Source organism: Micromonospora matsumotoense, from assembly GCF_050951065.1.
Lineage (GTDB): Bacteria > Actinomycetota > Actinomycetes > Mycobacteriales > Micromonosporaceae > Micromonospora > Micromonospora matsumotoensis.
Genome location: NZ_CP192025.1, coordinates 1356705 through 1380831, shown reverse-complemented (window position 1 = coordinate 1380831; position 24127 = coordinate 1356705). Strand labels below are relative to the sequence as shown.

Sequence of the window (24127 nt, the reverse complement as noted above, 5' to 3'; positions counted from 1 at the left end):
CGGCCCCAGTGGCCCGCACGGCGGGTGCAGGATCCGCCGACCGAAGCGGGGGTTACGGTGGATGAATAACAATCCGACGATGAGGCTGCAAATGATCAATGTCCAGGAGTTCGCGCGACGGCTGAGCACTCTCGGAGCTGATGCGTTCACCAGCGACGACGTCGTGGACCTGGCGACTGCGGCCGATGTTCGCATCAGCGCAGACGTCGAGATCGACGCCACCCTGGCGCAGCGCTTGCTCGACCAGATCTCGCCCACCCTGCCGGTCACCGGGGCCCAGATCGCGGCGTCGCAATGGCCGCCACCGAAGTCTTCCCATCCTGCAGCGCCTTCGGTGTCGTTCTCCAGCCCTGGTGCCGTCGACGGACCGGCTGATCAGCCGACCCGACACCGCAGTTCTAGGTCTGCGGGTGGAGGTCGGCGACCCGGCTCCCGACGAACTGGCAGGTGAAACTGCAGTCCCAGCTTCTTCAGCAACCGCCAGACTGCTCGCCGCAGCCGTCGACCACGACGCGAGCTGCGAACCGAACTCTCGCCGCGATCATCGGCTGAACTTTGTCCTCCTGTCCGGCTCCGTACGCCCGGGCAGGCTCGACGCACGATGATCCCGGTAAAGCACGCGGATCGCGGCTCCGGATCCGGATCCGGATGTCCGATCATTGGGCTGGATGGCTGATGTCGAACGATCCGGTGTCGGGACGTGCGCGTTGACAGCGCTCGCAGGTCGGTCTTCGGGTCAGATCTCGCCGTCGTCGAGCTGGCGCACCGTGCCGTCCGGCATCATGCGGTGGCGGCGTGGCGGTTCCATGCTCTGCAGGATTCGTTCCATCAGGTCGTCGCGTTCCGCCTGTTCCCGGCCGGTCGGGTCGGCGACGTGGAAGCCGTGCAGGGGAACATCGAACGGATCGATGTCGTCCGGGTCGGGTCGGCCCTCGAGGATGAAGCCGAAGAATGCGCGTAGGGCCTGCTCGCCCAGGTCCAACGGGTGGAAGGCAAGAGGGTACGGATCCTCGGAGAGCATGGGCTCGACGGGATGTTCGCCCGCCCAGTACGGCATTTCGAAGTCGTACGGCTCTCCGATGTTCTCCCCGATGCCGGCGGCCGGCGAGATGCTCAGCGAGCGGACAAGCTCGCCGTTCTCCCACACCGCGAAGCACAGCCAGTCGGAGGCCGAATGCATGCCGTGCATGATGATCCGCCGGCCCCCTGCGGCGCGAAGCAGCCCGGCAGGTACCTGCGATGGGAGATCACAGACGAGCCGGAGGTCGCAGAACAGCTCGGCACCAGCCAGGACGGTCGCGTAACTGGTGTCGTCCGGCGGACAACTATGGTCGCCGAGCGAGCCGTCGCCGATGGGTGTCACCTCGTAGCCGGGATGCATCTCGCGCACAAGGTCTATGACCTCCGCTGGGCGCGACCGGACCGCTTCCCGCAGAGCAGGGCGCAGATCACCCTCAGCGAAAGCGAGCAGTGCGGTACGCGCACCCATCGGTCGTCTGCCCCCAGCGCCAAATGATCACTGCAGACTACGCCTCCTCTCGCCTCGGCGAGGCGGCTACAGGCCGTCCACACTCAACGCCACGCAGCGGTATCCGCTTCCCGACAAGACCAGGCATTCCTTCGATCGGCCGACTGCGACGTTGCGCGACGCGCGGTCAGCGGCATGGAGCGTATGCGACCTGGACTGCCGGTGACCGACCGGGGTTTATCGGCGGCATGGGGTATACGGATGGTTCATGATGGTGGCCGTGGAGATCGAGTTTTGTCACGGGGGATATCACCGCGGAGCGGGTGGATGCGATCGTCAATGCGGCGAATTCGTCGTTGCTGGGTGGTGGCGGGGTGGACGGTGCGATCCACCGTAGGGGTGGCCCGGCGATCCTGGACGAGTGCCGCGCGCTGCGGGCCAGCCGGTTCGGCCGGGGACTGCCGGTCGGGCGGGCCGTGGCGACGACTGCGGGCCGCCTTCCGGCCCACTGGGTCATCCACACCGTCGGGCCGGTATGGAGCGCCACCGAGGATCGATCGGGCATTGCTGCGTGACTGCTACCGCAACTCGCTGATCGTCGCGGCCGAGCTCGGCGCGACGTCGGTGGCGTTCCCGCTGATCTCATCCGGCGTGTACCGGTGGCCGAAGGAGGTTGCAGAAGCTCGTTGGCTGCACGACTAGGGTGTGAAACACCTCAGCGATCGCCGGCCGCCCTACAGCATTGATCACACCGATGCCGCTCACCATCACGCCTCCCTCGAAGACACTGGTGTGTCGGTCGTCGCCCCGGGAGAGCCAGCGCGTCGCCTGGCCCAGTCGACGAAGCGGTCGAACAGGTCCTCGCAGTCACTCGTCCCGCTGGCGTCGGCCTGGCTCAGGTCGTCGATGGCCTCGTGCAGACATCCGGCCAGATAGAGGAACAGGCCGATCCGATTGCCCGCGTACTCCGTCAGGAGCACATTCCTGGCCCCGTCGCAGGGCCATGAATGGCCGCAGGCGCGACAGCCCCAGTGCGGACGCGACGGCACATGCTCATGGCCCATCCGGCCGCAACAGCCCGCCGCAGTCGCCGGAGGACTCTGGTTGATGCTCACCGGCGGATCTCCCCTCGGGCCCGCTGCGCGAAGAACCGACGCCACACGTAGGTCAACAGCGGCGGATCCGCCGTTCCCGCCAGCACGGGTCCTGTCGACGCCGGTGGGCCGAGCCGCTCCTGCTGGCCCCTCGCGTAGCGGGAGACGTACACGGTCATGCCCGCTCCCCCGTCACGACACGTCCTTCGCAGCGGTGGGTCCACCAAGGCCCGGTGGACCCACCGCTGCCGGCCGGCGGCTCGGCAGCGAGGTGACCGCCACCCGCCCACGCAGCCCTTCTGGCGGTACGCGGACGAGGAGTCACCAGTGCTGCCGGCGGACTGGCCGGTGACAGCAGTTGCGGAGGCGTCGGGTCGCGTTCCGGCCTGTCACCGCTCGGCACATCCATCCGAAGCTCCCTGCTCTGAGACTGCCGCTGACCTACCGGCCCGCCCTGGGAAGGCGGCCCGGTACACCCACCATCGCCCGGGGCAGGGCATGCGCGGAATGTCCTGTCGGTGCACCGCCGGTGCACCTGCGGTAACCCCAGGTGCCGCTACGATCACCAGGCAGGAGACGGTCCGTCGGGAGGACGTGCGATGACTCCGATCACGACCTGGACCGGCCGGGACGCCACCGCCCTACGTCAGGCAGCGCGGATGAGCGTCACCGCCTTCGCCGAGCACCTGGGCGCGGCCCGCCGGACGGTGGCCAAGTGGAGCAGCCAGGGCGACAACGTCATCCCCCGCGCCGACATGCAAGCCGCGCTGGACACCGTGCTGACCCGAGCCACACCCGAGGTCCGCGAACGCTTCGCAGCCCTGCGGGCGACGGGCACCAACGGTGCAGCCGCGAGCACCACGCCACCACACCCCGGCCCAGATGCCGATACTGGTGAGGACAGCCACCACAGCCCGGACTCGGATGGTGACGTGCAACGGCGAGACTTCCTGCGCAGCGCTGCGGTCAGCGTCGCTGCTGCCCCCGGCGTCGGGCCGGTGCTCGACGCGCTCGTCTCGCCCCAACAACAGCCCGCCACGGTGTTGTCCGTGCAGCAGCTCTCCGGCAAGGTGGCCGCCGTCAAACGCGACTACCAGGCATGCCGATACGAACGGGTCCCCTCGACCGGCTCGGCACGCTGTTACCCGCTCTCGAACCCGCCAGGGCGGACGCGGAGGGCACGCAGCAACGGCAGGTCGACGTCCTGGCCGCCGAGCTGTACCACGTCGTCGGTAGCGTCCTGCTCAAGCTGGGCGACCGTGCAATGGCCCTGGTCGCCGCAGAGCGGAGCACCCGCGCCGCCGCGACGAGCCAGGACCCGGTGGCCGTCGCCGCGAGCGCACGGATCATGACTCACGCCCTGATGAGCAACCACCACGACGAGCAAGCCGTGACCCTCGCCGCAGACGCCGCCGGCGTACTCGACCGGGATACGGGCCTCGCGTCGACCGACGCGGTCGCCGTGTACGGCGCCCTCGTCCTACGCGGCGCCGTCGCCGCAGCCCGCCGCGACGACCGGGACACCGCACACACCATGCTCGACGAAGCGACCCGCGCCGCGACCCGACTCGGCTACGACGGCAACGACCGGTGGACCGGCTTCGGTGCCACCAACGTCCTGCTGCACCGAGTCAACATCGCCCTCACCCTCGGCGACGCCGGCACCGCCATCACCATCGCCCGCACAATCCCCCTCGGCAAGGTGACCCTCGCCGAACGCAAAGCCACCCTCTACGTCGACGTAGCCCGCGCCTACACCCAGTGGGGACGCCACGAACAGGGCCTCAACGCCCTGCGCACCGCGTACGAGGTGGCACCCGAAGAGATCCGCTGCCGCCCAGCGGTCCACCGCCTCACCAACGACCTCGCCCACCTCGCCACCGGCCCGGTACGCGCCGCCGTCGTCGACTTCACCCGGACCGCCGGGATCCCCCGGTGACCGCAGGGCACCTCCAGATCGTCGTCTGCGCCGCCGGCCCCGCACCCGACGTCACCACCCTGATCAACACCGCACACCAACGGTCCTGGACCACGACGGTCACCGCCACACCCCACGCGATGGACTTCATCGACATCCCAGCCATCGAAAAGCTGACCGGCGCACCCGTGCGATCCGACTACCGGACATCCCCGGGCACCCGCCGCCCGCTACCCACCACCGACGCACTGGCCATCGCACCCGCGACCTACAACTCGATCAACAAGATCGCCCTCGGCCTCGCCGACAACTACGCCATGACCACCACCGCCGAACTCATCGGACGACACATACCCACCGTCATCGTCCCCTTCGTCAACACCGCCCTCGCCACCCGACACCCCTACCGCCGCGCCGTGACCAACCTCCGCGACGAAGGCATACACATCCTCCTCGGCCCCGAACACAACTGGGAACCACACCCACCTGGCACCGGCAACGACCGCCGGCTCGCATTCCCCTGGACCACGGCGTTCCACGCAGCCGCCGCACTCGCTGAGGAGAAACAGCCGCGGAAATAAGCAGCCCGGGGTCAACCCCGATCACATCCGTCGACCGACGGCCCGGTGCCCACACCACCCGGGCATGCAGCAAGATCATCAGACGACGGCCGGAAGAACGCATAGGCGAGGCTGGGCGGCTCCGACGTCCACCCACATGCCGTTCGTCCACCGGAAGCCGGAACGGTCCAACGGCTCCCGAGCACCCACCGAGACACCGAACCACCGACAGAAACGCCAAAAGGCTCCGACCCAGGGTGAAACCCCAGGTCAGAGCCTTTTTTGGTGGTGCGCCGCCAGGGACTCGAACCCCGAACCCGCGGATTAAGAGGTTGATCTTGGTCGAGTCGTCTGGTCCAACGGGGTCGCGTGAGTCCATCTGTTCATGGTCAGGCCCCAGCTTCAGCGGGACGGTGTCCGGCCCAGTCCATCGCGTGCTGGCCCCGTCCATCGCGCGCGAGCACCCACGGAGACACCGCATGGATCATGACAACCAGCTGGGTACGGATCACAGTCGGCCCCGGGCCATGCTGACGCAGAATCAGTCACACGGACTGGGCCCACTATCACTCACCGATCGGGGGGTCACGCGTACCTGAACGTCCTACAACGACGGTCGGTCGAGCCCATGTCTCGGCGCAAGGCCGGCACCTAGAGTGTTGCGGTGCTGACCCTCGGCGTCGACTTCGCAGCGGCGGACAAGCGTACGGCGATGGCGACCATCGAATGGCTGTCGGACCGCGCAGTGGTGCGAGACGTGGTCCTCGACGTCGGTGACGCCCAGATCGTCAAGGCCAGCCAGGACGCGGACAAGGTCGGGCTGGACTGCCCGCTCGGCTGGCCGGAACCCTTCGTCGCGCTCGTCACGGCCCACCGGTCCGGCCACGTCACCGTCGCCGACGGCGATGCCGCACGGTGGCGGCGGCGGCTGGCCTACCGGTTGACCGACGAGGTGGTTCGCGAGACGACCGGCATCATTCCGCTCAGCGTCGCCGCGGACCGCATCGCTCATGCCGCATTCCGGTGCGCCGGGCTGTTGGCGATGCTGGCCGCCGCCGGACACGACGTCGACCGGTGCGGCGACGGCAAAATCGTCGAGGTCTACCCGGCCGCGGCCCTGTGCCGCTGGGGGCTGACGTACCGCGGTTACAAGGGACGGGGCCAGAAGACGCAGCATGCCGACCTCGTGACCGCGCTCTGCACGGCCGCACCCTGGCTCGAGCCTGGCGCTTCCGAGCCGCTGTGTCGACGCAGCCACGACGCCTTCGACGCGGTCGTCGCGGCCCTCAACGCACGTGCCGCCGCGATCGGCGGGGCGACCCGACCCGACGACGAGCAACGGCAGACCGCAGGAATCGAGGGCTGGATCGCCCTGCCCACGGGCCCACTCAGCGACCTCGTCGACGACACCGAAGCAGGCGGGAGGCGCTCATGACCTCGGGGCTGAGTTGGCTGGACACCTCGCGCGAGGATCAGCAACGCATGCGCGAGTTGCTCAAGCTCTTCAGCGACACGGAGAGCCGGGACGAGCTGGGCATCGGTCAGGTCCGCGACGCGTTCAGCGACCTGCTGTTTCCCGGCACGTCGGTCCTGCAGAACCGGGCACGGTACCTGTTGATCGCGCCCTGGTGCTACCAGGAGGCGCAGAAGGCTGGGCTACGCGGTGACCGCCTCGCCGCGCGGGTCGACCGCAACGAGCGGAAGGTGATCGCCGCTCTGCTGCGCGGAGAAGACACGGAGGGCATGATCGGCAGGCGTGCCGGAGTCGGGGTTCGCACCCTGCCCTCGAACATCTACGCCGTTGCTCTCCAGGAGTACGGCATCCGCAGCGGTGAGGATGACATGGCACCGGACCGACGGCTGGTATCCCGGCTGGCCGAGGCTGATGAGCTGACCGAGCGGTCGCGCGGCAGTTGGCATCCGACCCTGCCCGGAGCGCCGGCGAACTTTCCGCAGGAGGTCGAGGGCGGGCTGAGGTTGCACCCGGACGAGGCCCGTTGGCTGCGCGAGCGGATCACCGACGCGGTGCCCGGCACCCTGCTGGCGTACCTGCTCGAGCCCGCGCATCGCCCTGGGCCAGAGGGCGATGCGCCGTGGGACGAGCCGGTGGCACTGGCCGCGCCGGAGCCGATCTGTTCCCTGGTTCGGGACACGCAGCGTTTCTCGCTGGCGATGCATGGTGCGGCGCTGTTGTACAACCTGCTCGTCGCCGAGCGGTACGAGCGGGCGGGCCTGTCCGAGCATGAGGAGCCGGCGGATCGCTACCGCGACAGGCTGTCGGAATGGAGCGGTCGGGTGTCGGCGGAGCCGGGCCTGAAGGGCTGGGATCGGTCGGGGATGTGGACGCTGCTGATCGAGAAGAATCCGCGGATCAGCGCGAACGTCAAGGCCCGGCAGTTCATCGAGCGGTGGCTCGACGCGGTGACCAGCGGGGCTGCCGGCGAGGCGGTTAGCGACCCGGCCCTGCGGGATCTCGTCGGCGGGCGGGAGCGGTCGGTGAAGAGGGGCCAGTCGCGGTTGGTCAACGACAAGTTGTTGCGTACGTGGAGTGGCGCCTCGGGCAGTCGACGGCTGGTGTTCCGTTGGCCGCAGGTCCGCCGGATCCTGACCGACATCCACGACGGCTGTGCTGCGGGTTCTTCGGAGGCTGCCGGTGCTCGCGCCTGACTCCCGCGCGCTGTTGCTCGACTCGTTGCGCCCACCGCCGGGGGCGCGGTTGTCCCGGGCCGTGGCGTTGACGTTCACCCTGGATCTGGAGAGTCTGCTGGTCGCACCGTTGGCGTTCGCCGCGCATGGCCTGCGGGAGTCGGCGGACCCGATCGCGGTCATGGAGGGTGTACGGCGCTGCGCGGACCGTATCGATGTGTTCTGTCAGGCGGGGCAGATCGTGGTGCCGTCAGGGGCGTCGGCGCTGTTGGCGTTCGTCGAGCCGACGGTGCATCAGGTGCGCCGGCCCAAGCCGGGTCACCTGTTCCACCCCAAGCTGTGGGCGCTGCGGTTCTGCGACGACACGACCGGAGAGGTGTCGCTGCGGCTGCTGGTGCTCAGCCGCAATCTGACCAAGGATCGCAGCTGGGACGTGTGTCTTCGTTTGGATGGTGTGCCCGGCACCCGCCCGAGGGCGGACAACCGGGCTCTGGCCGATCTTCTGCGGCATGCGGTGCGGCTGGCGGTCACGCCGCTACCGGCCGCGCGGCACGCGGCGATCGAGGCGCTGTGCGAGGACCTGCGTCGCGCCGATTGGGAATTACCTGAAGACGCCCGAAGCATGGTCTTCCACGCCCTTGGGGTGCCTGGTAGCCGCCCGCCGGACTTCGCGGGGACGCGTCACCTGGTCATCTCGCCGTTCTGCACGCCGGGTGGCCTGAGCCGGTGCGCGCCCAGCGGGGCGCTGTCGGTGGTGAGCCGACAGGAGGCACTCGACCGCCTGCCCGAGGAGAGCCTGACCGGTTCCGAGGTGTTCGTGGTCAGCGCCTTGGCCGGTCTGCCCGCCGAGGAGGCGCCGCCGGGTCAGGAGGTGCTGCACGGGCTGCACGCGAAGGTGTACGTGGTGGAGAAGGGCCACCAGGCACGGGTCCTGCTCGGCTCGGCGAACGCCACCGACGCGGCGTTCGGCGGCAACGTCGAGTTGCTGGTGGAGCTGGTCGGCAGCCGGAACCGGTGGGGGATCAACGCCCTCCTCGGTCCCGATGCGGGTTTCCGGGAGATCCTCGAACGGCACAACCGCCAGGACGTCACCGAGCCGGAACCCGACGCCGGTTTCCTGCGTGATCTCATCCGGGACATCGCCGCCATACCCATGTCGGCCACCGTCACGACCTCGGCCGACGGCTACGAGATCCAGCTCGACTCGCAGGAAACCCTGCCGAAGGTGACGGGTGTACGGATCACCGCGCAGTTGCACACCCGCCGTGGGGAGGCTGTGCCGCTGGCTCCGGGCCAGCGGGTGTCCGCGGCGTTCGCCGGGCTCGCGTTGGCCGACATCACCCCGTTCGTCCTGCTGGTCGCCGAAGACCGTACGGGTCGGGAGCAGACCGTCGTCCTCGCCACCCTGATCGGTGACCCCGCCCACCGGCTCGACCACGTCCTCGCCCAGCAGATCGACACGCCGGAGAAGTTCCTGCGGTTCCTACTGTTGATGCTCGGCCTCGGCACCGAAGCTACCGCCGCCATGAGCGGCGACGCCGGCGGGCAGGGCATCTGGCGTACCGGCGGCACCGGCATCCTCGAACTGCTGCTCAACGCTCTCGTGGACCGCCCGGAGCAGCTCGACGACCTGGCCCGGTTGGTCGCCCGTATCGAAGCCGACGGCGACAGCAGACAGCTGCTGCCGCCCGGCTTCACCGAGCTGTGGCGGATCATCGACCAGGCACGGGACGCGAGGGCAGAGGCGGTGGGCCGGTGAAGCGGTACGACGCGGGGCCGGTCATGGCCGGCCTGAAGGACTTCCAGCGCGCCACCGTCGCTCATGTCGTCGACCGGTACTTCGGTGCCGACCCGACCCGCCGGTTCCTCGTCGCCGACGAAACCGGACTCGGTAAGAGCGTCGTCGCCAGGGGCGTCATCGCCCAAACCCTGCAGCGGCTGCAGGACGACGACAGCGTGGATCGGGTGGACGTCATCTACGTCTGCTCCAACCAGGACGTCGCCCGGCAGAACATCGACCGGCTGCGGGTCACCGCCGACAAGACCGTCACCCTGTCCAGCCGGCTCACCTTGCTCGCCAAGCACGCACACCGGCTCAACGCCGCGACCGCCACCACCGGCAAGCCGATCAATCTGATCGCGTTCACCCCGGGCACCTCCTTCGACCAGGGCTGGCGCACCGGTGCCGCGGAGGAGCGGGCGCTGATCTTCCTGCTCCTCGAACAGGCCCACTCGTGGGACGGCTGGCGAACCCGAGCCGCGCTTCGCGCGTTGCAGGCGACCGTCGCCACCCCTGAGAAGTTCGAGGAGCAGTGCAACCGGCTCTGGGAGCAGCTCGAAGGAGAGATCGACCCGACGATCGCCGAGGGGTTCCTGCGTCGTGCCCGCCACGGCGGCCTGCTCGACGAGTTCGACGCGCTACTCGACGGCATCGGTCGACGCCCCGCCCTGCCCGACGCGCTGCGGGAGAAGGCCCGCAAGCTCACCGGTGCCCTGCGAACGGCGCTGGCCACCGCCGGCGTCGAGGTCCTCGACCCGGACCTGGTCATCCTCGACGAGTTCCAGCGGTTCCGGGAGCTCCTCGACCCGGACGGTGGCGACAGCGCGGAACTCGCCCGGCACCTGTTCGACCATCGCGCCGCCCGGGTGCTGCTGCTGTCGGCCACCCCGTACAAACCGTTCACCTTCGCCGAGGAAGCCGGCGCCGGCGAGGACCACTACCGCGACTTCCGGCAGGTCCTTCGCTTCCTCACCGACGACGAGCCCTGGCACGCCGACGTGACGAAGACCTTCGAGGCGTACCGGGACGCCCTGGTCCGCGGCGAACCCTGCGGCGACCTGCGCGACCGGCTGCGCAGCCTATTGCTGCGGGTCATGTGCCGCACCGAACGGCCCGCGCTGGGCAAAGACGGGATGCTGAGCGAACACCTCGACCTCGCCGACGACCTCGACACCCGTGACGTGCGCGGCTACGTGACGATGCGCCGGATCGCCGACGCCGTCGACGCACGAATGTCGGTCGAGTACTGGAAGTCCGCCCCCTACTTCCTGAACTTCCTCGACGGCTACCAACTCGGCGACAAGGTCCGAAAAGCGCTCGACGGCAAACCGGACCCCGACGTCACCGCACTGCTGGCCACCGCGCAACTACTCGACGCCGACACGATCAACCGACGAGAACCCGTCGATCTCGGCAACGGCCGGCTACGGCGACTCGCCGCGGACACCGTCGACCGGGGCTGGTGGCGGCTGCTGTGGCTGCCCCCGTCCCTGCCTTACCACACCCTCGACGAACCGTTCGCCACCGCAGCGGCCGAAGGCATCACCAAGCGACTGCTGTTCTCCTCCTGGAACGCCACCCCCACCGCGGTAGCCGGACTACTCAGCTACGAAGCCGAACGCCGGCTCGGCGGCCACGGAAAAGAAAGCCGGCACCTCGACTACCGCACCGAACACAACCGCCCAGCCGCCATGAGCGCCCTGGCAATCTTCTGGCCCCATCCCGCCCTGGCCACACTGTGCGACCCGCTGACCTTGGCCCGGCAGCGACCGGACGAGACCACGCCGCTGGCCGCGTTCGAACGCGAGGTGCGGGAACGGCTACTCGCTCACGCCTCCACCGATACAGCGGCCACCGAAGCGACCCCGGCCGAACCGTGGGAACTGATCTTCCGGTGGCCCGGCGCCGACCCCGGCTGCGACGACGCCGCTGCCGCCCTGGGTACCTCCGCCGACGAAGACGCAACAGCCACCGGCCTAGACCGGCACGTGGAACGAGCCCGTGAGCTGGCCAGCAACGCCCACTACCCGGCAGAAGACCACCTCCACGGTCTGCTCGACAGCGTCGCGGCGATCGGCATGCACGCGCCAGGCAACATCGCCTGGCGGGCACTGTCCCGACTGCTCCACCCCGACGACGCGGTCACACCAGCCGGGCACTGGCACGCCGCGGCGATACTGGCCAACGGACTACGGTCCTTGTTCAACCGCCCTGAATCCGCCCAACTGCTCGACAGCCTGTCCATGGGCCAGGTCTACTGGCAGGCGGTCCTGCGCTACTGCGCCGCCGGTGATCTACAGGCCGTCCTCGACGAGCACCTGCACACCCTACGCAGCGGCACCGCCGACACCCGCCTCGACAACGAGAACCTCTACCGGCTCGCCGACGAGGCACGGCTGGCGATCGCCAGCCGACCGTCAACGTACGAAGCCTTCAACCCGCACTGCCCCAACGAGCCGATCAAACTGCCCGGCCGGTTCGCGCTGCGCTACGGCGCTCGCGGCGAAGAACAAGCCCAAGCCGACCGCAAAGCAGTCGTACGCCGAGCCTTCAACAGCCCCTTCTGGCCGTTCATCGTCGCCACCACCAGCGCCGGCCAGGAAGGCATCGACTTCCACCAGTGGTGCTCCGCCGTCGTGCACTGGAACACCCCCGCCAACCCCGTCGACTTCGAACAACGCGAAGGCCGCGTCCACCGCTTCGGCGGACACGCCGTACGCCGCAACGTCGCCACCGCACACCGTGCGGAGGCCCTACGCTCGCCCGAGCCGGACGTGTGGAAGGCCCTGTACGACGCAGCACGAGCGGTTTCTGGAGAGCTTGGCGACTTCGCGCCGTACTGGGTGTTCCCCGGGCCGGCGAAGATCGAACGACACGTCCTGCCCTACCCACTCAGCCGCGACCAGGCAAAACTCGACCGGCTCAAGTCGGACCTAGCGGTGTACCGGTTGGCGTTCGGCCAGCCACGGCAAGAAGACCTCCTCAACCTGCTCCGACGCCACACCACCGACAGGACCGACACGACCGAAATCCTGAACCTACGACCGGCCCCCGAGAGATTGCCTCAGTGACAGACCAAAACAGCCGGCTTCCTTGACCAGCGGAATTCACAGCATGCAGCGGGGCGAAGCCCCACTGGACAAGCAGCTTCAACACTAACGTCCGCACAGGATCACCAGGTCAGCCCCAGTCTTACGAGTACCGCCCAGTCCAGGCAGTCCCGCAGGTTAAGAGATTGACCTTAGTCGAGTCGTCTGATCCATGTCGGTCGCTGAAGTTCATCTGTTCGCGGTCATGGCCATGTTTCCTCAAGACGGTGTCCCACTCAGTCCGCCCGTTGCGAACCTGTCCCTGGCACCGGAGCACCCGGCGAGCACCCACTGATGCGCCGTGTTGGTCGACGGGTCCGGGAGCTTTGGCTGCTCCCGCGAGAGCTTGCCCCGGCGATCTCAGCCACGCCACCAGACACACTCACGTCGCTCGAGACAGATTTCTACCGGTTTTTGCGTCCGGTAGCGAATGGCAGGCCGACTGGGGTCCGCCCGCCGCCACGACGCCTGCATCCTCGACAACGTCGCCTACCCAGGGTGCTCGGTATGACGCGGACCGAGGTTTAACGGCCGCCACCGGGTGGAGGCGATACTCGACGCCGGTGTCCGCCGCACCATCATCGGTGCCGAGCGGAAGAGGGTGGTCACCGATGACCCAGCCTGATGACGATGTGCGTCTCGACGAACAGCACGCCGCGGCGGTCCGGTACCTGGTCGCCCATGCCGACCAGGTGGGTCGGGCCTCCGGCCGCGAGCCCATGCGCGAGGCGCTGCTGCTGACCCGCGGCCGGTGGCCGCGCCGGCACGGCTGGCCGGTCGTGCCGCGCCTGGGCACACCGTGGCAAGACACGGTGTCCGCCGAACGGCACGGTTGGCGCTGCCGGGCGGCGTACCTGCCCGGGCTTGCGGACATGGTGTTCGAAGTCGACTACCAGATCTGCCGCCGCTGCCGACTCGAGCAGCCTTACACCCTGCCCCGCTACCAGCGGCGCGGTCTCGCCCGTGCCAGCCTGGCGGCGCTGCGCGTCGACCAGCCGGGTCTGTCCTGGCACACCCTGAGGCAGCACCTGTACGAGGGGCGGGCGTTCTGGATCGCCGTCGGTCAGGACTGCCGGGTGGCTACCGACCGCGGGCGATGTGTCCGCACGTCCCGTCGGGCTGACGGCCGGATCGGTGGGTACGACCACCGGACCCCGGGTCAGGGCCAGCAGGTTGGCGACCCCGGTGACGTGCCGCTGCGGGTGCGGCAGGCCTAGACCGGCCAGCTCGACGCGGGTGTGATCTCGTCGAGGTCGAGTGGCCTCGGCCGGGCGAGCGCGTCGAGCAGTGCCCCGGTAAAGGTGGTGTACCGGGATCCCGGTGGGGCGTGCGCGGTGGTCGAGCTGAGGACGTAGGTGCCGGCCAGGTAGATCTGACCGGCCACCAGGGTACGCGGATCGGTCATTGCGGCTATCGCCCGGCCGGAGAAGCAGCAGTCCAGGGCGAGTACCCGGGCCCGGGCCCGGCCGAGGTCGCACTTGAGCGTGCTGATCGGCAGCGGGTCCAGCCGAGCTGGTCCGGGTCGGTTCGTCCGGGTGCGAGGTGCAGCACCCCGTCGTCATCGACGATGCCGTGCCCGGCGTAGTCGACGAGCAGCAGATCGGTGGCAGTGGCGCTGGTCCGGGAGATCGCCCTGCCGACGGTAACCAGGTCGACCGGGTCGCCGTCGGGGAGCCCGATCACCTCGCAGTTGCCGGCGGCGGGGCCGGTGAAGAGGCCGTGCCCGGTTCGGTGAACACGTCACGTACTGCGGCCAGTTTGTGTCGGACAGCGAGCTGATCGGAGGTATCGGGGGATGGTCCCCAGCTGCCATGTGGAACGATCTCGACCGGAGATTCGGCATTTCGGCGGCATCGTCGCGTCGCCTGCAGACGGTCGTTTCGCGACCAGGTGGTAACGCCGGCTGGACCAACGGATTTCCAGGGTGTCGCGATCGCTCCCGACTCGACGGTCGATGGTGATCGACGCACGCGCGCAGAAGCCCTACTCATGTTTCACGTAATCCACTAGAGTGCGCAGTCGATGAACGTTCTATCCCAGATGAACGCACGGCTTCGCCGGATTTTTCGTGGTGAGGAGCCGTACGGTGACGGAACCCCTGCTGAGCAGGCCCGACGATTCCGAATGACCGAGCTGCTGCCGGCCACGATTGCCCAGGCCCGACGCAACTCGGCCGAAGTTCCCCGGCAACCGGTCGATCTCCTGATCAGTCTCTCCGGCTTCTCGCCCGAGACGACGATCCTCGCCTTCGAGCTACTCAAGCCGGAACGATTGATGATCATTGGATCCTGGTCGACCCGGGAGAGCATCGACGTCATCCAGGATGCGTTGCGTGTTCCACCGTCCCGGCTGGACGTGCGGTATGTCGAGCCGACAGATCCCCTCAAGATCTACCAGGTCGTCCAGGAGGCGGCTCAGATCGGCGACGTCAATCGCGACGGCCGGGCCCGGATCATCATCGACATGACCGGCGGCAAGAAGGTGATGAGTGCCAGTGTGGCGCTCGCAGCCGCGCAGCTCGACCTGCCGATGTGCTACATCGACGGCAAGTTCGATCCCGAACTGCGCCAGTCGGAGCCGGGGACGGAGCGACTGGTGGTGGTACCCAACCCGACGACGCTCTTCGGCGACCGGGAACTCGACGCCGCGCTGGTGACGTTCCGGCACGGGGCCTACGCGGCGGCCCACGAGCGTTTCGCCAAGGTGGCGGACACCGCGTACGAGCCCGCCCGGGCGCGTTTCCTACGTGATCTGACTGACGTCTACCAGGCCTGGTGCGACCTCAACTTCGATGGCCTTCGGGACCGGGTCGCCGCACTGCGCAGCCGGCTGGCGGACGCCGCATACCGACCTCCGCCGCCACTCGTTCGTCGACTGCACGACCAGCTTCGATTCCTCGATTCGCTGGTCGATCTGCACGACGACCGCCGGGACGGGCCCCCGCTACTGCTCAACTTCTATCTGCTCGGCCGGCACTACCAGGGGCTCGGCAGGCACGACTTCGCCGCCCTGCTCTACTACCGGACGATCGAGAGCAGCACGGCGCAGCGGCTGGCCGCCATAGGTCCCGGCTTCTCCGGTAGAGAACCGGACTACTCCCTGTTCGGTCCGGACCCGGCCGACCTCGCCGCCCGGTACGAGCGGGCGGCCAGCGCAGTGCACGGCAAGGACGTGGTCGGCCTACCGGTTGCCGTCGGGCTGATGGACGGCGTCGTGCTCCTGCACGTGCTGAACGATGCACTGACCAAGCAGCTCGGGCTCACCAACGCCAAGGCGTTCGGCCACCTCCGGACGCTCGTCCACGCCCGGAACCAGTCAGTGCTGGCACACGGCACGGGTACTGTCACCGCCAAGTTGAGCGCCACGCTGGAGAACTTCGCCCTGCGTAGCCTGCGTGCCTTCTGGAACATCGAGTTCGCCAAGGAAAACGTGGACGAGCGGATCAGTGCGCTGCAGTTCCTGGTCGAGGTATGACGGCTCCGCTCGACCTGCCCGAACGCTGGGTCGACGAGCTGACCGGCCAGTGGTCCGAGGCGCTGCGCCCGACCCTGCACCTCAGCATCTTTCCCAACCAACTCGTGTTGCCGGAGGGCAGCACGAAGGACGACCTCAAGGCCGACCTCGAGCAGGGTTTGTGGCTGGTGGCCCACCGACGGCGGGGTTGGTACCGGCTGGGCGGCGACCTGTTCGAGGTGTCCGTGCAGTCTCGGCCGGCTGAGGTGGCCAAGCACCCGCTTGCGGTCGTGCATAGCGTGACCGAGGCCGTAGGAGTGCCGCCGAGCGTCAGGATGCAGCCGACCGTCAACATCGTCCCGATCTTCGGGGAAGCACTCTGCGATCTCGCCTCCATCCATAAGCTGCTCAAGCAGGTCGGTGCGGTACGCGCTCGGCTCGGACGCGGCCGACCCTCGCCGCACCTGAGGCGACATGGCGCGCTGCGGAGCCAGATCAGCAAGGAGTACGGAGACTTCGGCACCATGCTGGATCTGCTGGCCGAGCGAGCGGCCCGTCAGCCGGACATCATGATCGAGGGCCGGGTGACGGCCGACTCGGCGGTCCAGATCGAACTGGACCGCGCGCCTGAGCAGCTTCGTAATCGGCGGATCACCATCCAGGTCGACGCGGATGAGGAGTACCAGACCCGGGTCGTTCGGATCAACGGCCGGGTGGCGACGGTGGACGGGATACGCGGATGGGCCGTCCCGGAAGGCACCCGGGTGCGAGTCGTCTCCTCGTCCGGGTTCGGTATGCGGCAGAACGCCGAGGCACTTGACCGCTTCAAGAGCGGTCAGGTCGAAGGATCGTGGGACGATCTCGCCGCGCTGCTCTGCGACCCTCGGCAACTCCGGGCTCCGCAGGCGCCGCCCGTGCCGGAGCGATTCTTCTGCGATTCCGACCCGGCCGGTGACCCGCTCGACGACGACCAACGGAGGGCCGTCGCCGGCGCTCTGGCGACACCACACGCCTATCTGATCCAGGGACCACCCGGCACCGGCAAGACCTCGGTGATCAGCGAACTGATCCGGCAGGGCATCGCTCGCGGTGAGCGGGTCCTGATGCTGGCGCCGAGCCACGTTGCGGTGGACGAGGTGCTGCGCCGGGTCGGCCCGAAGCCGGGCGTCCGAGCTTTGCGGATCACCTGGAACAGCGACAAGGTGGACGCTGCGCTACACCCGTACCTGTTCGACCGGGTCGGTCACGAGCTAGCCCGAGAGGCGTTGCGTACGGGCGGTGACAAGCGTGGCCAGTGGCGCTGGCGGCTGGACGAGCTGGACAGGTACTGGCCGGTGCTCGCGGAGCTGGCCGAGGTGGTCGAGCAAGAGCGCCGGGCGAAGATGGCCTACACGTTCGCCTACGAGGAACACGTCCGCCTGATCGAGGCCCACGCGGCAATCACGTCCGAGGCCGAGGAACGGGTCACCGTCGCCACCGCACGGGTGGTGTACGGCCGGCAACGCGAGCAGGAAGCGGTGACGGCCGCGGCGACCGCCATCGAGCAGGCCAACCACCTCACCCAGGATCACGACGATCGGCTCAGGAACCTACGCTCGGCAGCGATCGCCGCCCAGTCCGCCCTCCACGCGCTGGGGTTGCGTCCACGGGAGTGGTGTACGACTTGCCCGTGATGGGCGTGTTGCGTAGATGAGAGACGGCCATCGCGTCGATCCTTCAAGACGACCAAGTCAGAGAAGGAAGAGAGACCGCGATGGCCGCATCTGAGAGTGTGAACCCTGTTGAGCTGCTGCGCGAGCAGATCGAGGGCGCGTCGCCGGACGTGTTGCAGGCGATGATCAGAACGTTCGCGCAGGCGGTGATGTCCGCCGAAGCCGACGCGATCTGCGGTGCCGGGTATGGGCAGCGCAGCGACGAGCGGGTCAACTCCCGCAACGGATACCGGGTGCGGGAGTGGGACACCCGTGCCGGAACGATCGACCTGGCGGTGCCGAAGCTGCGCACTGGTTCGTACTTTCCGGACTGGCTGCTGACGCACCGCCGGCGAGCCGAACAAGCTCTCGTCTCGGTGGTGGCAACCTCCTATCTGCTCGGCGTCTCGACTCGTCGGGTGGAGAAACTGGTCGAGCAGCTCGGCGTCCGGCAGCTGTCCAAGTCGCAGGTGTCAGAGATGGCCGCGCACCTCGACGCGCAGGTCGAGGCGTTTCGCAACCGGCCTCTCGACGCCGCGCATTACACCTTCGTGTGGATGGACGCCCTGACGATGAAGGTCCGCGAGCACGGGCGCACGGTCAACGTCCACGCGCTTATCGCTGTCGGCGTCAACGCCGACGGACAACGTGAAGTCCTCGGCCTGGACGTCGCCTCCGACGAGGACGGCGCCGGATGGCTGGCGTTCCTACGGTCGCTGACCGCCCGGGGCCTGTCCGGCGTCCAACTGGTCATCTCCGACGCCCACCGCGGCCTCGTCGCCGCGATCGGCGCCGCCCTGCCCGGCGCGGCTTGGCAGCGCTGCCGCACCCACTACCTGCGCAACCTGCTCACCAAGGTCCCCAAGTCGGCCCAGCCGTGGATCGCCACCCTGGTCCGCACGATCTTCGACCAGCCCGACGCCGACGCCGTCCACGCCCAGTACGGGCGGGTCGTGACCACGATCGAGGCGAAGTTCCCCGCCGCCGCCGAACACCTCGACCACGCCCGCGACGACCTCCTGGCTTTCGCCGGCTTCCCCCGCGAGATCTGGCGCCAAATCTGGTCGAACAACCCTCAGGAACGGCTGAACAAGGAGATCCGCCGCCGCACCGACGTCGTCGGGATCTTCCCCAACCGGGCGGCGATCATCCGCCTCGTCGGCGCCGTCCTCGCCGAACAGACCGACGAATGGACCGAAGGACGCCGCTACATGGGCCTGGAACTCCTCACCAAAGCCCGCCCCGTCATCGTCGAGCCAGACCAACACGACACCGACCACGCCGATCCCAGCCCGATCGCCGCCTAACATCAAACCGGATCCCGCGATGGCCGTCTCTTACACCACCAGCGCGGACGTGACCCGCGCTGGACGCGGTGACAGCGGAGGTGGCGGCAGCGGAGCAGGCGGTGGCCGACCAGACCGCGACGATCTCGACGATCGAGTCCCGGCTACGGCAGTGGGAACTGAGCGCGGGGCGCAACGACGTGGACGTCCGAGTCGCGCTGGAGCGAACCAGCAACAGGCTCGGTGCGCTCGAGTACCAGCTGGCTACCGCGACCAGTGGCGCAGGCGGTTGGCTTGACCGACTCGGCGTCGGCCCGGCTGCCCGAATCCGTCGGCAAATGGCGATGGTGCAGGCCGAACGGCGACAGTGGGCGGAGCGCCGCGCGAGCCTGGACCGTTCGGCGGCACTGGCCGACGCGGACCGACGTTCCCTCGTCCAGCATCGGGAGAATCTCGCGGCGTGGTTGCGCGTGCGGACCGAACGGACCGTCGCCCGGGCCGAGGCCTGGTCCACCTGGCAGGCGACGACCGATACCGTCGCCGCCAGGTACGGTGAGGCGGTCGGTGGTCGGCCTTTGGCGGTACCTGCCGATCAGTTGTCCTACTGGCGGCGCTGCTGTCAGCTCCTTGGTCAGGAGCCCAGGAACCTGCTCGGTTCCTCGGATCTGACGGCCCTTCCGGAACTGGCGGAGGTGATTCGGCTCCGTCACCGGGTCGCCGCAGACCGGGCGGATCGGGTGCAGGCGGCCCAGGCCCTGACCACCGCGCGAATCAGTTTCGAGCAACGGCTCTCTGACGAACGTCGGATCACCGAAACTGACGTGGCCAGGGTAACCGCCGCCCTGGCCGCCGCCGAAGCGGCGGTGGTCCGGTATGGTTCCGCGCTGGCCGAGGCCGGACAGCGTTGCGATCAGGCCTACGAAGCCTACGAGGGCGTCACCGGCCGCTGGCTAACGACGAACGTGGACGTCGATACCGAGCTGGCAACGGTCGACCGGGAGCGGACATGGTTGCAGCCCGCAGCAGCACGTCGTCGCCGCCCCGGCCGAAGTGGTCCTGGCAACGGTCGACCGGGAGCGGACATGGTTGCAGCAGCTCCTCGACCTGCGGGACCGGTGGGAGCAGCTGACCGGGGATCGGTCCACGGACGACCTGGTCGAGGACATCCGGAAGTCCTTCGTCCGCGGAACGAACCTGGTATGCGCGACGACGAAGGGAATCGTCAGCCGAGGCAGTGGGCCGGTTCGGGACACCGACTACGCCATGCTGATCGTCGATGAGGCCAGCCGGGTAACCGGGAGTGAGTTCCTGATCGGAGCGGTCCGGGCCCGCCGGTGGGTGCTCGTCGGCGACGAGTATCAGCTCCCACCGCACGTGGACGGCGATGACGAGCACCACCTGCATGCGCTGACCGCGATCCACCGCGCCGAACGGGGCGCCGCGCCCACTCTGGAGGAGGCGGTGTCCCAACTCGCCGGGCTCTGGAAGGAGGACGAGGAACTGCATGAGTTCCGGAACCGGGAAGTCCTCCGGTTAGCCCAGCAGTTGGTCGACAGCGGTGACTGGGTAGACGGGTACCGGGACACCTTCACCGCTGCCCACCGCCACTTCGAGGGCGCCGACGCCGACGCCACCCTGCTCAAGGCGATGCTCCGGCACCTGGTGCACAGCCTGTTCCAACGGACGGTGCCGAAGGCACGCCCGGAGTTACGGCAGCGCCTCACCACCCAACGACGGATGGTGCCGGCGCTCGCCAGAGTGGTGCGAGAACCCATCTACCGGGGCCGGTACCTCGATCCGGAACCAGCCGAACTCGTGGCGAGAGGGCTGCACCCGATCACCACGCCGAACTTCCCAACCCCGGTCACCTTCATCGACACCAGCCTCTACATCGGTGCGCATAACGAGCGGGTCGGGACAGGATTCGTCAACGCCCTCGAGCGTCAAGCGGTGCGCTGGGCGATCCAGACGTACGACCGGGATCTGGTCAACCGTAAAGTCGGCGGCACAGTCCGGGTGAGCGTCCTCTCCTTCTACAAGGCTCAGGCCGCCCGGCTCGACCAGGACATCAGGAAGCTGAAGCTGAGGGTTCTGAAGCCGGACGTGATCGACGTCATCGACGCGATCCAGGGGCAGGAGGCCGACATCGTCTTCCTGAGCTTCACCCGGGCCGTCGGTCACCGGCCCAGCCAACATTTCGGTCAGTGGCTCAAGGACGTGCGCCGGCTGAACGTCGCCTGCACCCGGGCGCGCAGGGCACTCGTGCTGGTCGGACACTCGCAGACGCTGAAACGACTCAACGGGGTTGAGGAGGCCAACGTCTTCTACGAGCACCTTTTCAGTCTCTTCGCGACCGACCCGGAGTTCCAGATCAAGAAGCGTTTCAAGTGACCGGCGGGATCGAGTGGGGACCGGTGGCGCCCGAGCTGTCCAAGGACGCGGTGGCGGAGATCGCCGATGCTCTCCTGCCGGTCCACCTGTGGTGGGCGCCGGTGACGAAGGTGGTGAGCGACCAGTTGGCGGTGATCGAGCGGTTCGTCATCGAGGCGGCGCTGCACCTGGGCGAGATTTCGTCCGGTGACATCGCCGAGGTGACCGGTCTGCCGCCGGACCTCGCCGAGCGGGTGACCGCGCGGGTCGCGGCGGCCGGCGCCCTCGAACCCGCCGCGACGGCACCAGAGGGATCCGCCGCCACGGCTTCTGTGTACCAGCCGGTGCGGCCGGCCGCGACGGAGATCCTTTCCTCGGCAGAACTGCGTGAGTACCACCGGGCGCACCTGTTGTTGATGTACTTTCCGCGCACCGGGGACCTGGTCGCGTTCGATACTGACTCGAAGGGATTCGATCCGTCGTTGATTCATCGGCTGACTCCGGCCTTCGACGCTCCGCTGCCACCCGAGACCGCAGGTTTGCCGGTGGGGGACTTCCTCCAGTCCAAGATCTCTGCGGGCACCGTGGTCGGGTTACCAGATTGGGTCCACTCGGCTGAGTCGGATGCCGGTGACCTACCGGAGACGTGTCCGGCCTACCGCTGCCGGGGCTACCTCAAGCGGGACGGGAAGGGGCCAGTGCTCCGGCTGCTCGACGCCCGTCGGCCGGACAAGTATCCGCTCACCCTGCCCAGCCGGATCATGGCGCAGGCGACCGGGCTCGGCGCCTGGTTCGAGGCCGAGCTCGCCGCGTTCGATACCGCCTTCTCCTGCTGGGGCGCGCCCTTGCCGGGTCCGCGCCTGGCACCGCCAGCGGAGGGGGGAGTCTGGGAGTGCGCACTGCCAGCCGGGCTCACTCAGGCGATGATCGCCGATGAGTTGCCGGTGAGTCGCCCACTCAGCTTGGCGAACCACGACCAGGAGATCACCCTGCGGGTACCAGTCCGGCTGAGCCCGGCGGACGAGGCGGCCAACGCCCTCTTCGCGGTCGACCATGCCGCGGCCACCCTGTTGGCCGAGCCGCCGAACCAGCTGGCGGCCACCAAGCTCGCTGCGGCAACACAAGCTGCGGCTGACGAGTACGGTCACCAACCGACCGAGTACGACGTGGTCGCGGAGCTGTGGCGCAGGCGTCAGTTCTTCCAGGTGTACGCACTCCGCGCGGTCGAGGACTTCTCCTATGACTGAGCTGCTCGACCTGGGCGCGCTGCGGGTGCCGGGCGGCTACTTCGTCCACCGGGCGGATGCCCCGCACCGAACCCCTTTCAAACCGTCGGACGAGCGGGCTGGAGGGTATCGCCACAGCTTCACCTACGCGGGCGGTGGCTCGACCAGCCGATCGGATCTTGTCGAGCTGATCGAGTCGGCTCGGCGGAAGGTGTTCGTAGCGAGCTACTTCATCGGTGACCGCGAGGTCCGGGAAGCGCTGTGCCGCGCGGCGAGCCGGCTGCATGGCGGCGTCTACGTCATCTCGGCGATGACCGACAAGGATCTGCAACGGGCGATCAACGAGATCGGGGATGCTGAGCGGATCGACAGTCAGATAGAACGCAAGCGATTCGAAGAACTCACCCAGCACGGCATCGCGGTACGCGCGTACGAGGGTTGCCATGCCAAGTTCGCGGTGGTGGACGACCGGATCGCGTTGGTGTCCAGCGCCAACCTGACCACGGCTGGGCTGGACAGGACCGGTGAGAACGGTGTCGTGGTCGACGTACCGGAGGTGGCCGAACGCATCGCCCGGTTCTTCGCCGCGCTGTGGCACGGTAGCCGGTGGGAGATGGCGATGACCGGACAACCGACCGTCGGCGAGCGGGTTGCGCAGAGCCGCCCCGCAGTCCTTCCGGCACCGGACCTCGATCAGGCCGGACCGATCTGGACCCGGCACACCGAGCACCACATCGCTGCGACGATCCGTCGCTTGGTGCGATCCGCCTCCCGCGAGCTGCTGCTGGCCACGTTCAGCCTGGACGGCATGTCTGGCCGACGGGAGCTGCTTCTCGCAGACGTCCAAGCGGCGGTCGAGCGTGGGGTCACGGTACGGATGCTACTGCGCGGCCGAAACCACGTGCCGACGCACTTCGCCGACGCGGCGACCTTCGCCGAGCTGGGAGTGCAGCTCTACCCCTGCACTCTCAACCATGCCAAGGGGGTCATCGCGGACGGGGTGCGGGGTGCCCTCTTCTCGGCGAACTTCGACGCGCGACACGGGCTGGACCGAGACGTCGAGTTGGGTATGCGGCTGGACGACACACCCGCACTGGCCGAAGCAGCCCGCTACTTCGAGCACGCGATCGCGGAGCGTGACCTGGACTATGTCCGTCGTCCGACTGCCGCAGTTCTGGCGGAGCGGCTCTACAGCTACCAGGTCAGCGCCTGGCCCCTCGGCGAACAGGTAACGGTCTTGGCTGGCGACGCCGACTGGGCGAGGCTCGTCGACACGGCGGAGGGACCCGTAGTCTTCAGCGGAGCGGCAGACGAAGGTCTCGCGCTCTACGCGGGACACCGGAGCTGGCGGCTGACAGCCACCGGTTCGGGTCCGATGCGTCTGGTCGGCGTGGCGGAGCGCCAGCGTGTCGCGGCGACGGAACGACTGGTCCAGTGGCTGACCGAGAAGGGACCCAGAGGCAGGGAGGCACCGCCGAGCCGAGGTGTGTGTGCGGCGACGTTTCAATGGGTCCGAGCAGTCGACACCTGATCGTGGTCGAGCACT

General features: G+C 68.4%; 20 protein-coding genes and 1 pseudogene. 17 read left to right on the top strand and 4 right to left on the bottom strand.

Translation table 11 applies throughout. The features are described from left to right. Nucleotides 1–79: 79 nt before the first annotated feature. Complete coding sequence (locus ACQP1S_RS06380) at nt 80–451, top strand: hypothetical protein (protein ID WP_432904080.1); 372 nt, start codon at nt 80–82, stop codon at nt 449–451. A 285-nt stretch (nt 452–736) separates the two neighbouring features. On the opposite strand, the gene ACQP1S_RS06375 is transcribed toward ACQP1S_RS06380, so the two are convergent. After that, nucleotides 737–1489: a DUF6928 family protein gene (locus ACQP1S_RS06375; RefSeq protein WP_432904077.1), complete on the bottom strand. Its 753-nt coding sequence runs from the start codon at nt 1487–1489 to the stop codon at nt 737–739. Between the two features lie 302 nt (nt 1490–1791). On the opposite strand from ACQP1S_RS06375, the gene ACQP1S_RS06370 reads away from it, so the two are divergent. Together ACQP1S_RS06370 and ACQP1S_RS06365 are read left to right on the top strand one after the other, a co-directional pair. After that, complete coding sequence (locus ACQP1S_RS06370) at nt 1792–2043, top strand: macro domain-containing protein (RefSeq protein WP_432904074.1); 252 nt, start codon at nt 1792–1794, stop codon at nt 2041–2043. Next, entirely contained in the window at nt 2033–2170 is a 138-nt protein-coding gene (locus ACQP1S_RS06365) for a macro domain-containing protein (protein WP_432904071.1), read from the top strand. Before ACQP1S_RS06370 ends, ACQP1S_RS06365 begins: the two co-directional genes overlap by 11 nt. Nucleotides 2171–2235: 65 nt before the next feature. Here the strand turns inward: ACQP1S_RS06365 and ACQP1S_RS06360 are convergent, their stop codons facing one another. Both ACQP1S_RS06360 and amcA read right to left on the bottom strand, forming a co-directional pair. Further along, nucleotides 2236–2448 carry a hypothetical protein gene (locus tag ACQP1S_RS06360; protein ID WP_432904068.1) on the bottom strand — a complete coding sequence of 71 codons (213 nt, stop codon included), beginning with the start codon at nt 2446–2448 and terminating at the stop codon, nt 2236–2238. Between the two features lie 131 nt (nt 2449–2579). Continuing rightward, entirely contained in the window at nt 2580–2741 is a 162-nt protein-coding gene (gene amcA / locus ACQP1S_RS06355; protein ID WP_432904065.1) for a multiple cyclophane-containing RiPP AmcA, read from the bottom strand. Nucleotides 2742–3161: 420 nt separating this feature from the next. Here amcA and ACQP1S_RS06350 point away from each other — a divergent pair. The 7 genes and pseudogenes from ACQP1S_RS06350 to ACQP1S_RS06320 all read left to right on the top strand — a co-directional run bounded on the left by ACQP1S_RS06350 (nt 3162) and on the right by ACQP1S_RS06320 (nt 13772). Beyond that, nucleotides 3162–4501: pseudogene (locus ACQP1S_RS06350) on the top strand (hypothetical protein). Continuing rightward, nucleotides 4498–5061, top strand: a complete 564-nt coding sequence (locus ACQP1S_RS06345; RefSeq protein ID WP_432904063.1) for a flavoprotein — start codon at nt 4498–4500, stop codon at nt 5059–5061. Before ACQP1S_RS06350 ends, ACQP1S_RS06345 begins: the two are co-directional and overlap by 4 nt. A 643-nt stretch (nt 5062–5704) precedes the next feature. Then, entirely contained in the window at nt 5705–6475 is a 771-nt protein-coding gene (locus ACQP1S_RS06340; protein ID WP_432904060.1) for a DUF429 domain-containing protein, read from the top strand. Continuing rightward, nucleotides 6472–7707, top strand: coding sequence for a DUF6361 family protein (locus tag ACQP1S_RS06335; protein ID WP_432904057.1), 1236 nt, complete (start codon nt 6472–6474; stop codon nt 7705–7707). Before ACQP1S_RS06340 ends, ACQP1S_RS06335 begins: the two co-directional genes overlap by 4 nt. Further along, nucleotides 7694–9445: a hypothetical protein gene (locus ACQP1S_RS06330; RefSeq protein WP_432904054.1), complete on the top strand. Its 1752-nt coding sequence runs from the start codon at nt 7694–7696 to the stop codon at nt 9443–9445. Before ACQP1S_RS06335 ends, ACQP1S_RS06330 begins: the two co-directional genes overlap by 14 nt. Continuing rightward, nucleotides 9442–12537, top strand: a complete 3096-nt coding sequence (locus tag ACQP1S_RS06325; protein ID WP_432904051.1) for a C-terminal helicase domain-containing protein — start codon at nt 9442–9444, stop codon at nt 12535–12537. Before ACQP1S_RS06330 ends, ACQP1S_RS06325 begins: the two co-directional genes overlap by 4 nt. 629 nt (nt 12538–13166) lie before the next feature. Further along, on the top strand, nt 13167–13772 hold the full coding sequence (locus ACQP1S_RS06320) for a hypothetical protein (protein ID WP_432904048.1): 606 nt from the start codon (nt 13167–13169) through the stop codon (nt 13770–13772). Here the strand turns inward: ACQP1S_RS06320 and ACQP1S_RS06315 are convergent. Continuing rightward, complete coding sequence (locus ACQP1S_RS06315) at nt 13769–13960, bottom strand: hypothetical protein (protein WP_432904045.1); 192 nt, start codon at nt 13958–13960, stop codon at nt 13769–13771. The two genes, ACQP1S_RS06320 and ACQP1S_RS06315, sit on opposite strands and share 4 nt — an antisense overlap. Before the next feature lie 719 nt (nt 13961–14679). On the opposite strand from ACQP1S_RS06315, the gene ACQP1S_RS06310 reads away from it, so the two are divergent. The 7 genes from ACQP1S_RS06310 to ACQP1S_RS06280 all read left to right on the top strand — a co-directional run bounded on the left by ACQP1S_RS06310 (nt 14680) and on the right by ACQP1S_RS06280 (nt 24112). Then, nucleotides 14680–16029 carry a TIGR02710 family CRISPR-associated CARF protein gene (locus ACQP1S_RS06310; RefSeq protein ID WP_432904042.1) on the top strand — a complete coding sequence of 450 codons (1350 nt, stop codon included), beginning with the start codon at nt 14680–14682 and terminating at the stop codon, nt 16027–16029. After that, nucleotides 16026–17681, top strand: a complete 1656-nt coding sequence (locus tag ACQP1S_RS06305) for an AAA domain-containing protein (RefSeq protein ID WP_432904039.1) — start codon at nt 16026–16028, stop codon at nt 17679–17681. Before ACQP1S_RS06310 ends, ACQP1S_RS06305 begins: the two co-directional genes overlap by 4 nt. An 80-nt stretch (nt 17682–17761) precedes the next feature. Continuing rightward, the gene (locus tag ACQP1S_RS06300; protein WP_432899198.1) at nt 17762–19006 is read left to right on the top strand and encodes an IS256 family transposase; all 1245 of its coding nucleotides are present in this window, start codon (nt 17762–17764) and stop codon (nt 19004–19006) included. A gap of 101 nt (nt 19007–19107) precedes the next feature. Next, nucleotides 19108–20265 carry a hypothetical protein gene (locus ACQP1S_RS06295; RefSeq protein WP_432904036.1) on the top strand — a complete coding sequence of 386 codons (1158 nt, stop codon included), beginning with the start codon at nt 19108–19110 and terminating at the stop codon, nt 20263–20265. Beyond that, nucleotides 20150–21376, top strand: coding sequence for an AAA domain-containing protein (locus ACQP1S_RS06290; protein ID WP_432907835.1), 1227 nt, complete (start codon nt 20150–20152; stop codon nt 21374–21376). Before ACQP1S_RS06295 ends, ACQP1S_RS06290 begins: the two co-directional genes overlap by 116 nt. Next, nucleotides 21373–22602: a hypothetical protein gene (locus ACQP1S_RS06285; protein ID WP_432904033.1), complete on the top strand. Its 1230-nt coding sequence runs from the start codon at nt 21373–21375 to the stop codon at nt 22600–22602. The genes ACQP1S_RS06290 and ACQP1S_RS06285 overlap by 4 nt, the downstream gene beginning before the upstream one ends. Then, nucleotides 22595–24112 (top strand): phospholipase D-like domain-containing protein, encoded by a 1518-nt coding sequence (locus ACQP1S_RS06280; RefSeq protein ID WP_432904030.1) that lies wholly within the window; start codon nt 22595–22597, stop codon nt 24110–24112. The genes ACQP1S_RS06285 and ACQP1S_RS06280 overlap by 8 nt, the downstream gene beginning before the upstream one ends. The last annotated feature ends 15 nt before the right edge of the window (nt 24113–24127 follow it).

Coding starts and splice junctions, on each gene's coding strand:
- ACQP1S_RS06380 (WP_432904080.1), top strand. CDS start 80: ATGAGGCTGCAAATGATCAATGTCCAGGAGTTCGCGCGACGGCTGAGC.
- ACQP1S_RS06375 (WP_432904077.1), bottom strand. CDS start 1,489: ATGGGTGCGCGTACCGCACTGCTCGCTTTCGCTGAGGGTGATCTGCGC.
- amcA (WP_432904065.1), bottom strand. CDS start 2,741: ATGACCGTGTACGTCTCCCGCTACGCGAGGGGCCAGCAGGAGCGGCTC.
- ACQP1S_RS06335 (WP_432904057.1), top strand. CDS start 6,472: ATGACCTCGGGGCTGAGTTGGCTGGACACCTCGCGCGAGGATCAGCAA.
- ACQP1S_RS06320 (WP_432904048.1), top strand. CDS start 13,167: ATGACCCAGCCTGATGACGATGTGCGTCTCGACGAACAGCACGCCGCG.
- ACQP1S_RS06315 (WP_432904045.1), bottom strand. CDS start 13,960: ATGACCGATCCGCGTACCCTGGTGGCCGGTCAGATCTACCTGGCCGGC.
- ACQP1S_RS06310 (WP_432904042.1), top strand. CDS start 14,680: ATGACCGAGCTGCTGCCGGCCACGATTGCCCAGGCCCGACGCAACTCG.
- ACQP1S_RS06305 (WP_432904039.1), top strand. CDS start 16,026: ATGACGGCTCCGCTCGACCTGCCCGAACGCTGGGTCGACGAGCTGACC.
- ACQP1S_RS06300 (WP_432899198.1), top strand. CDS start 17,762: ATGGCCGCATCTGAGAGTGTGAACCCTGTTGAGCTGCTGCGCGAGCAG.
- ACQP1S_RS06280 (WP_432904030.1), top strand. CDS start 22,595: ATGACTGAGCTGCTCGACCTGGGCGCGCTGCGGGTGCCGGGCGGCTAC.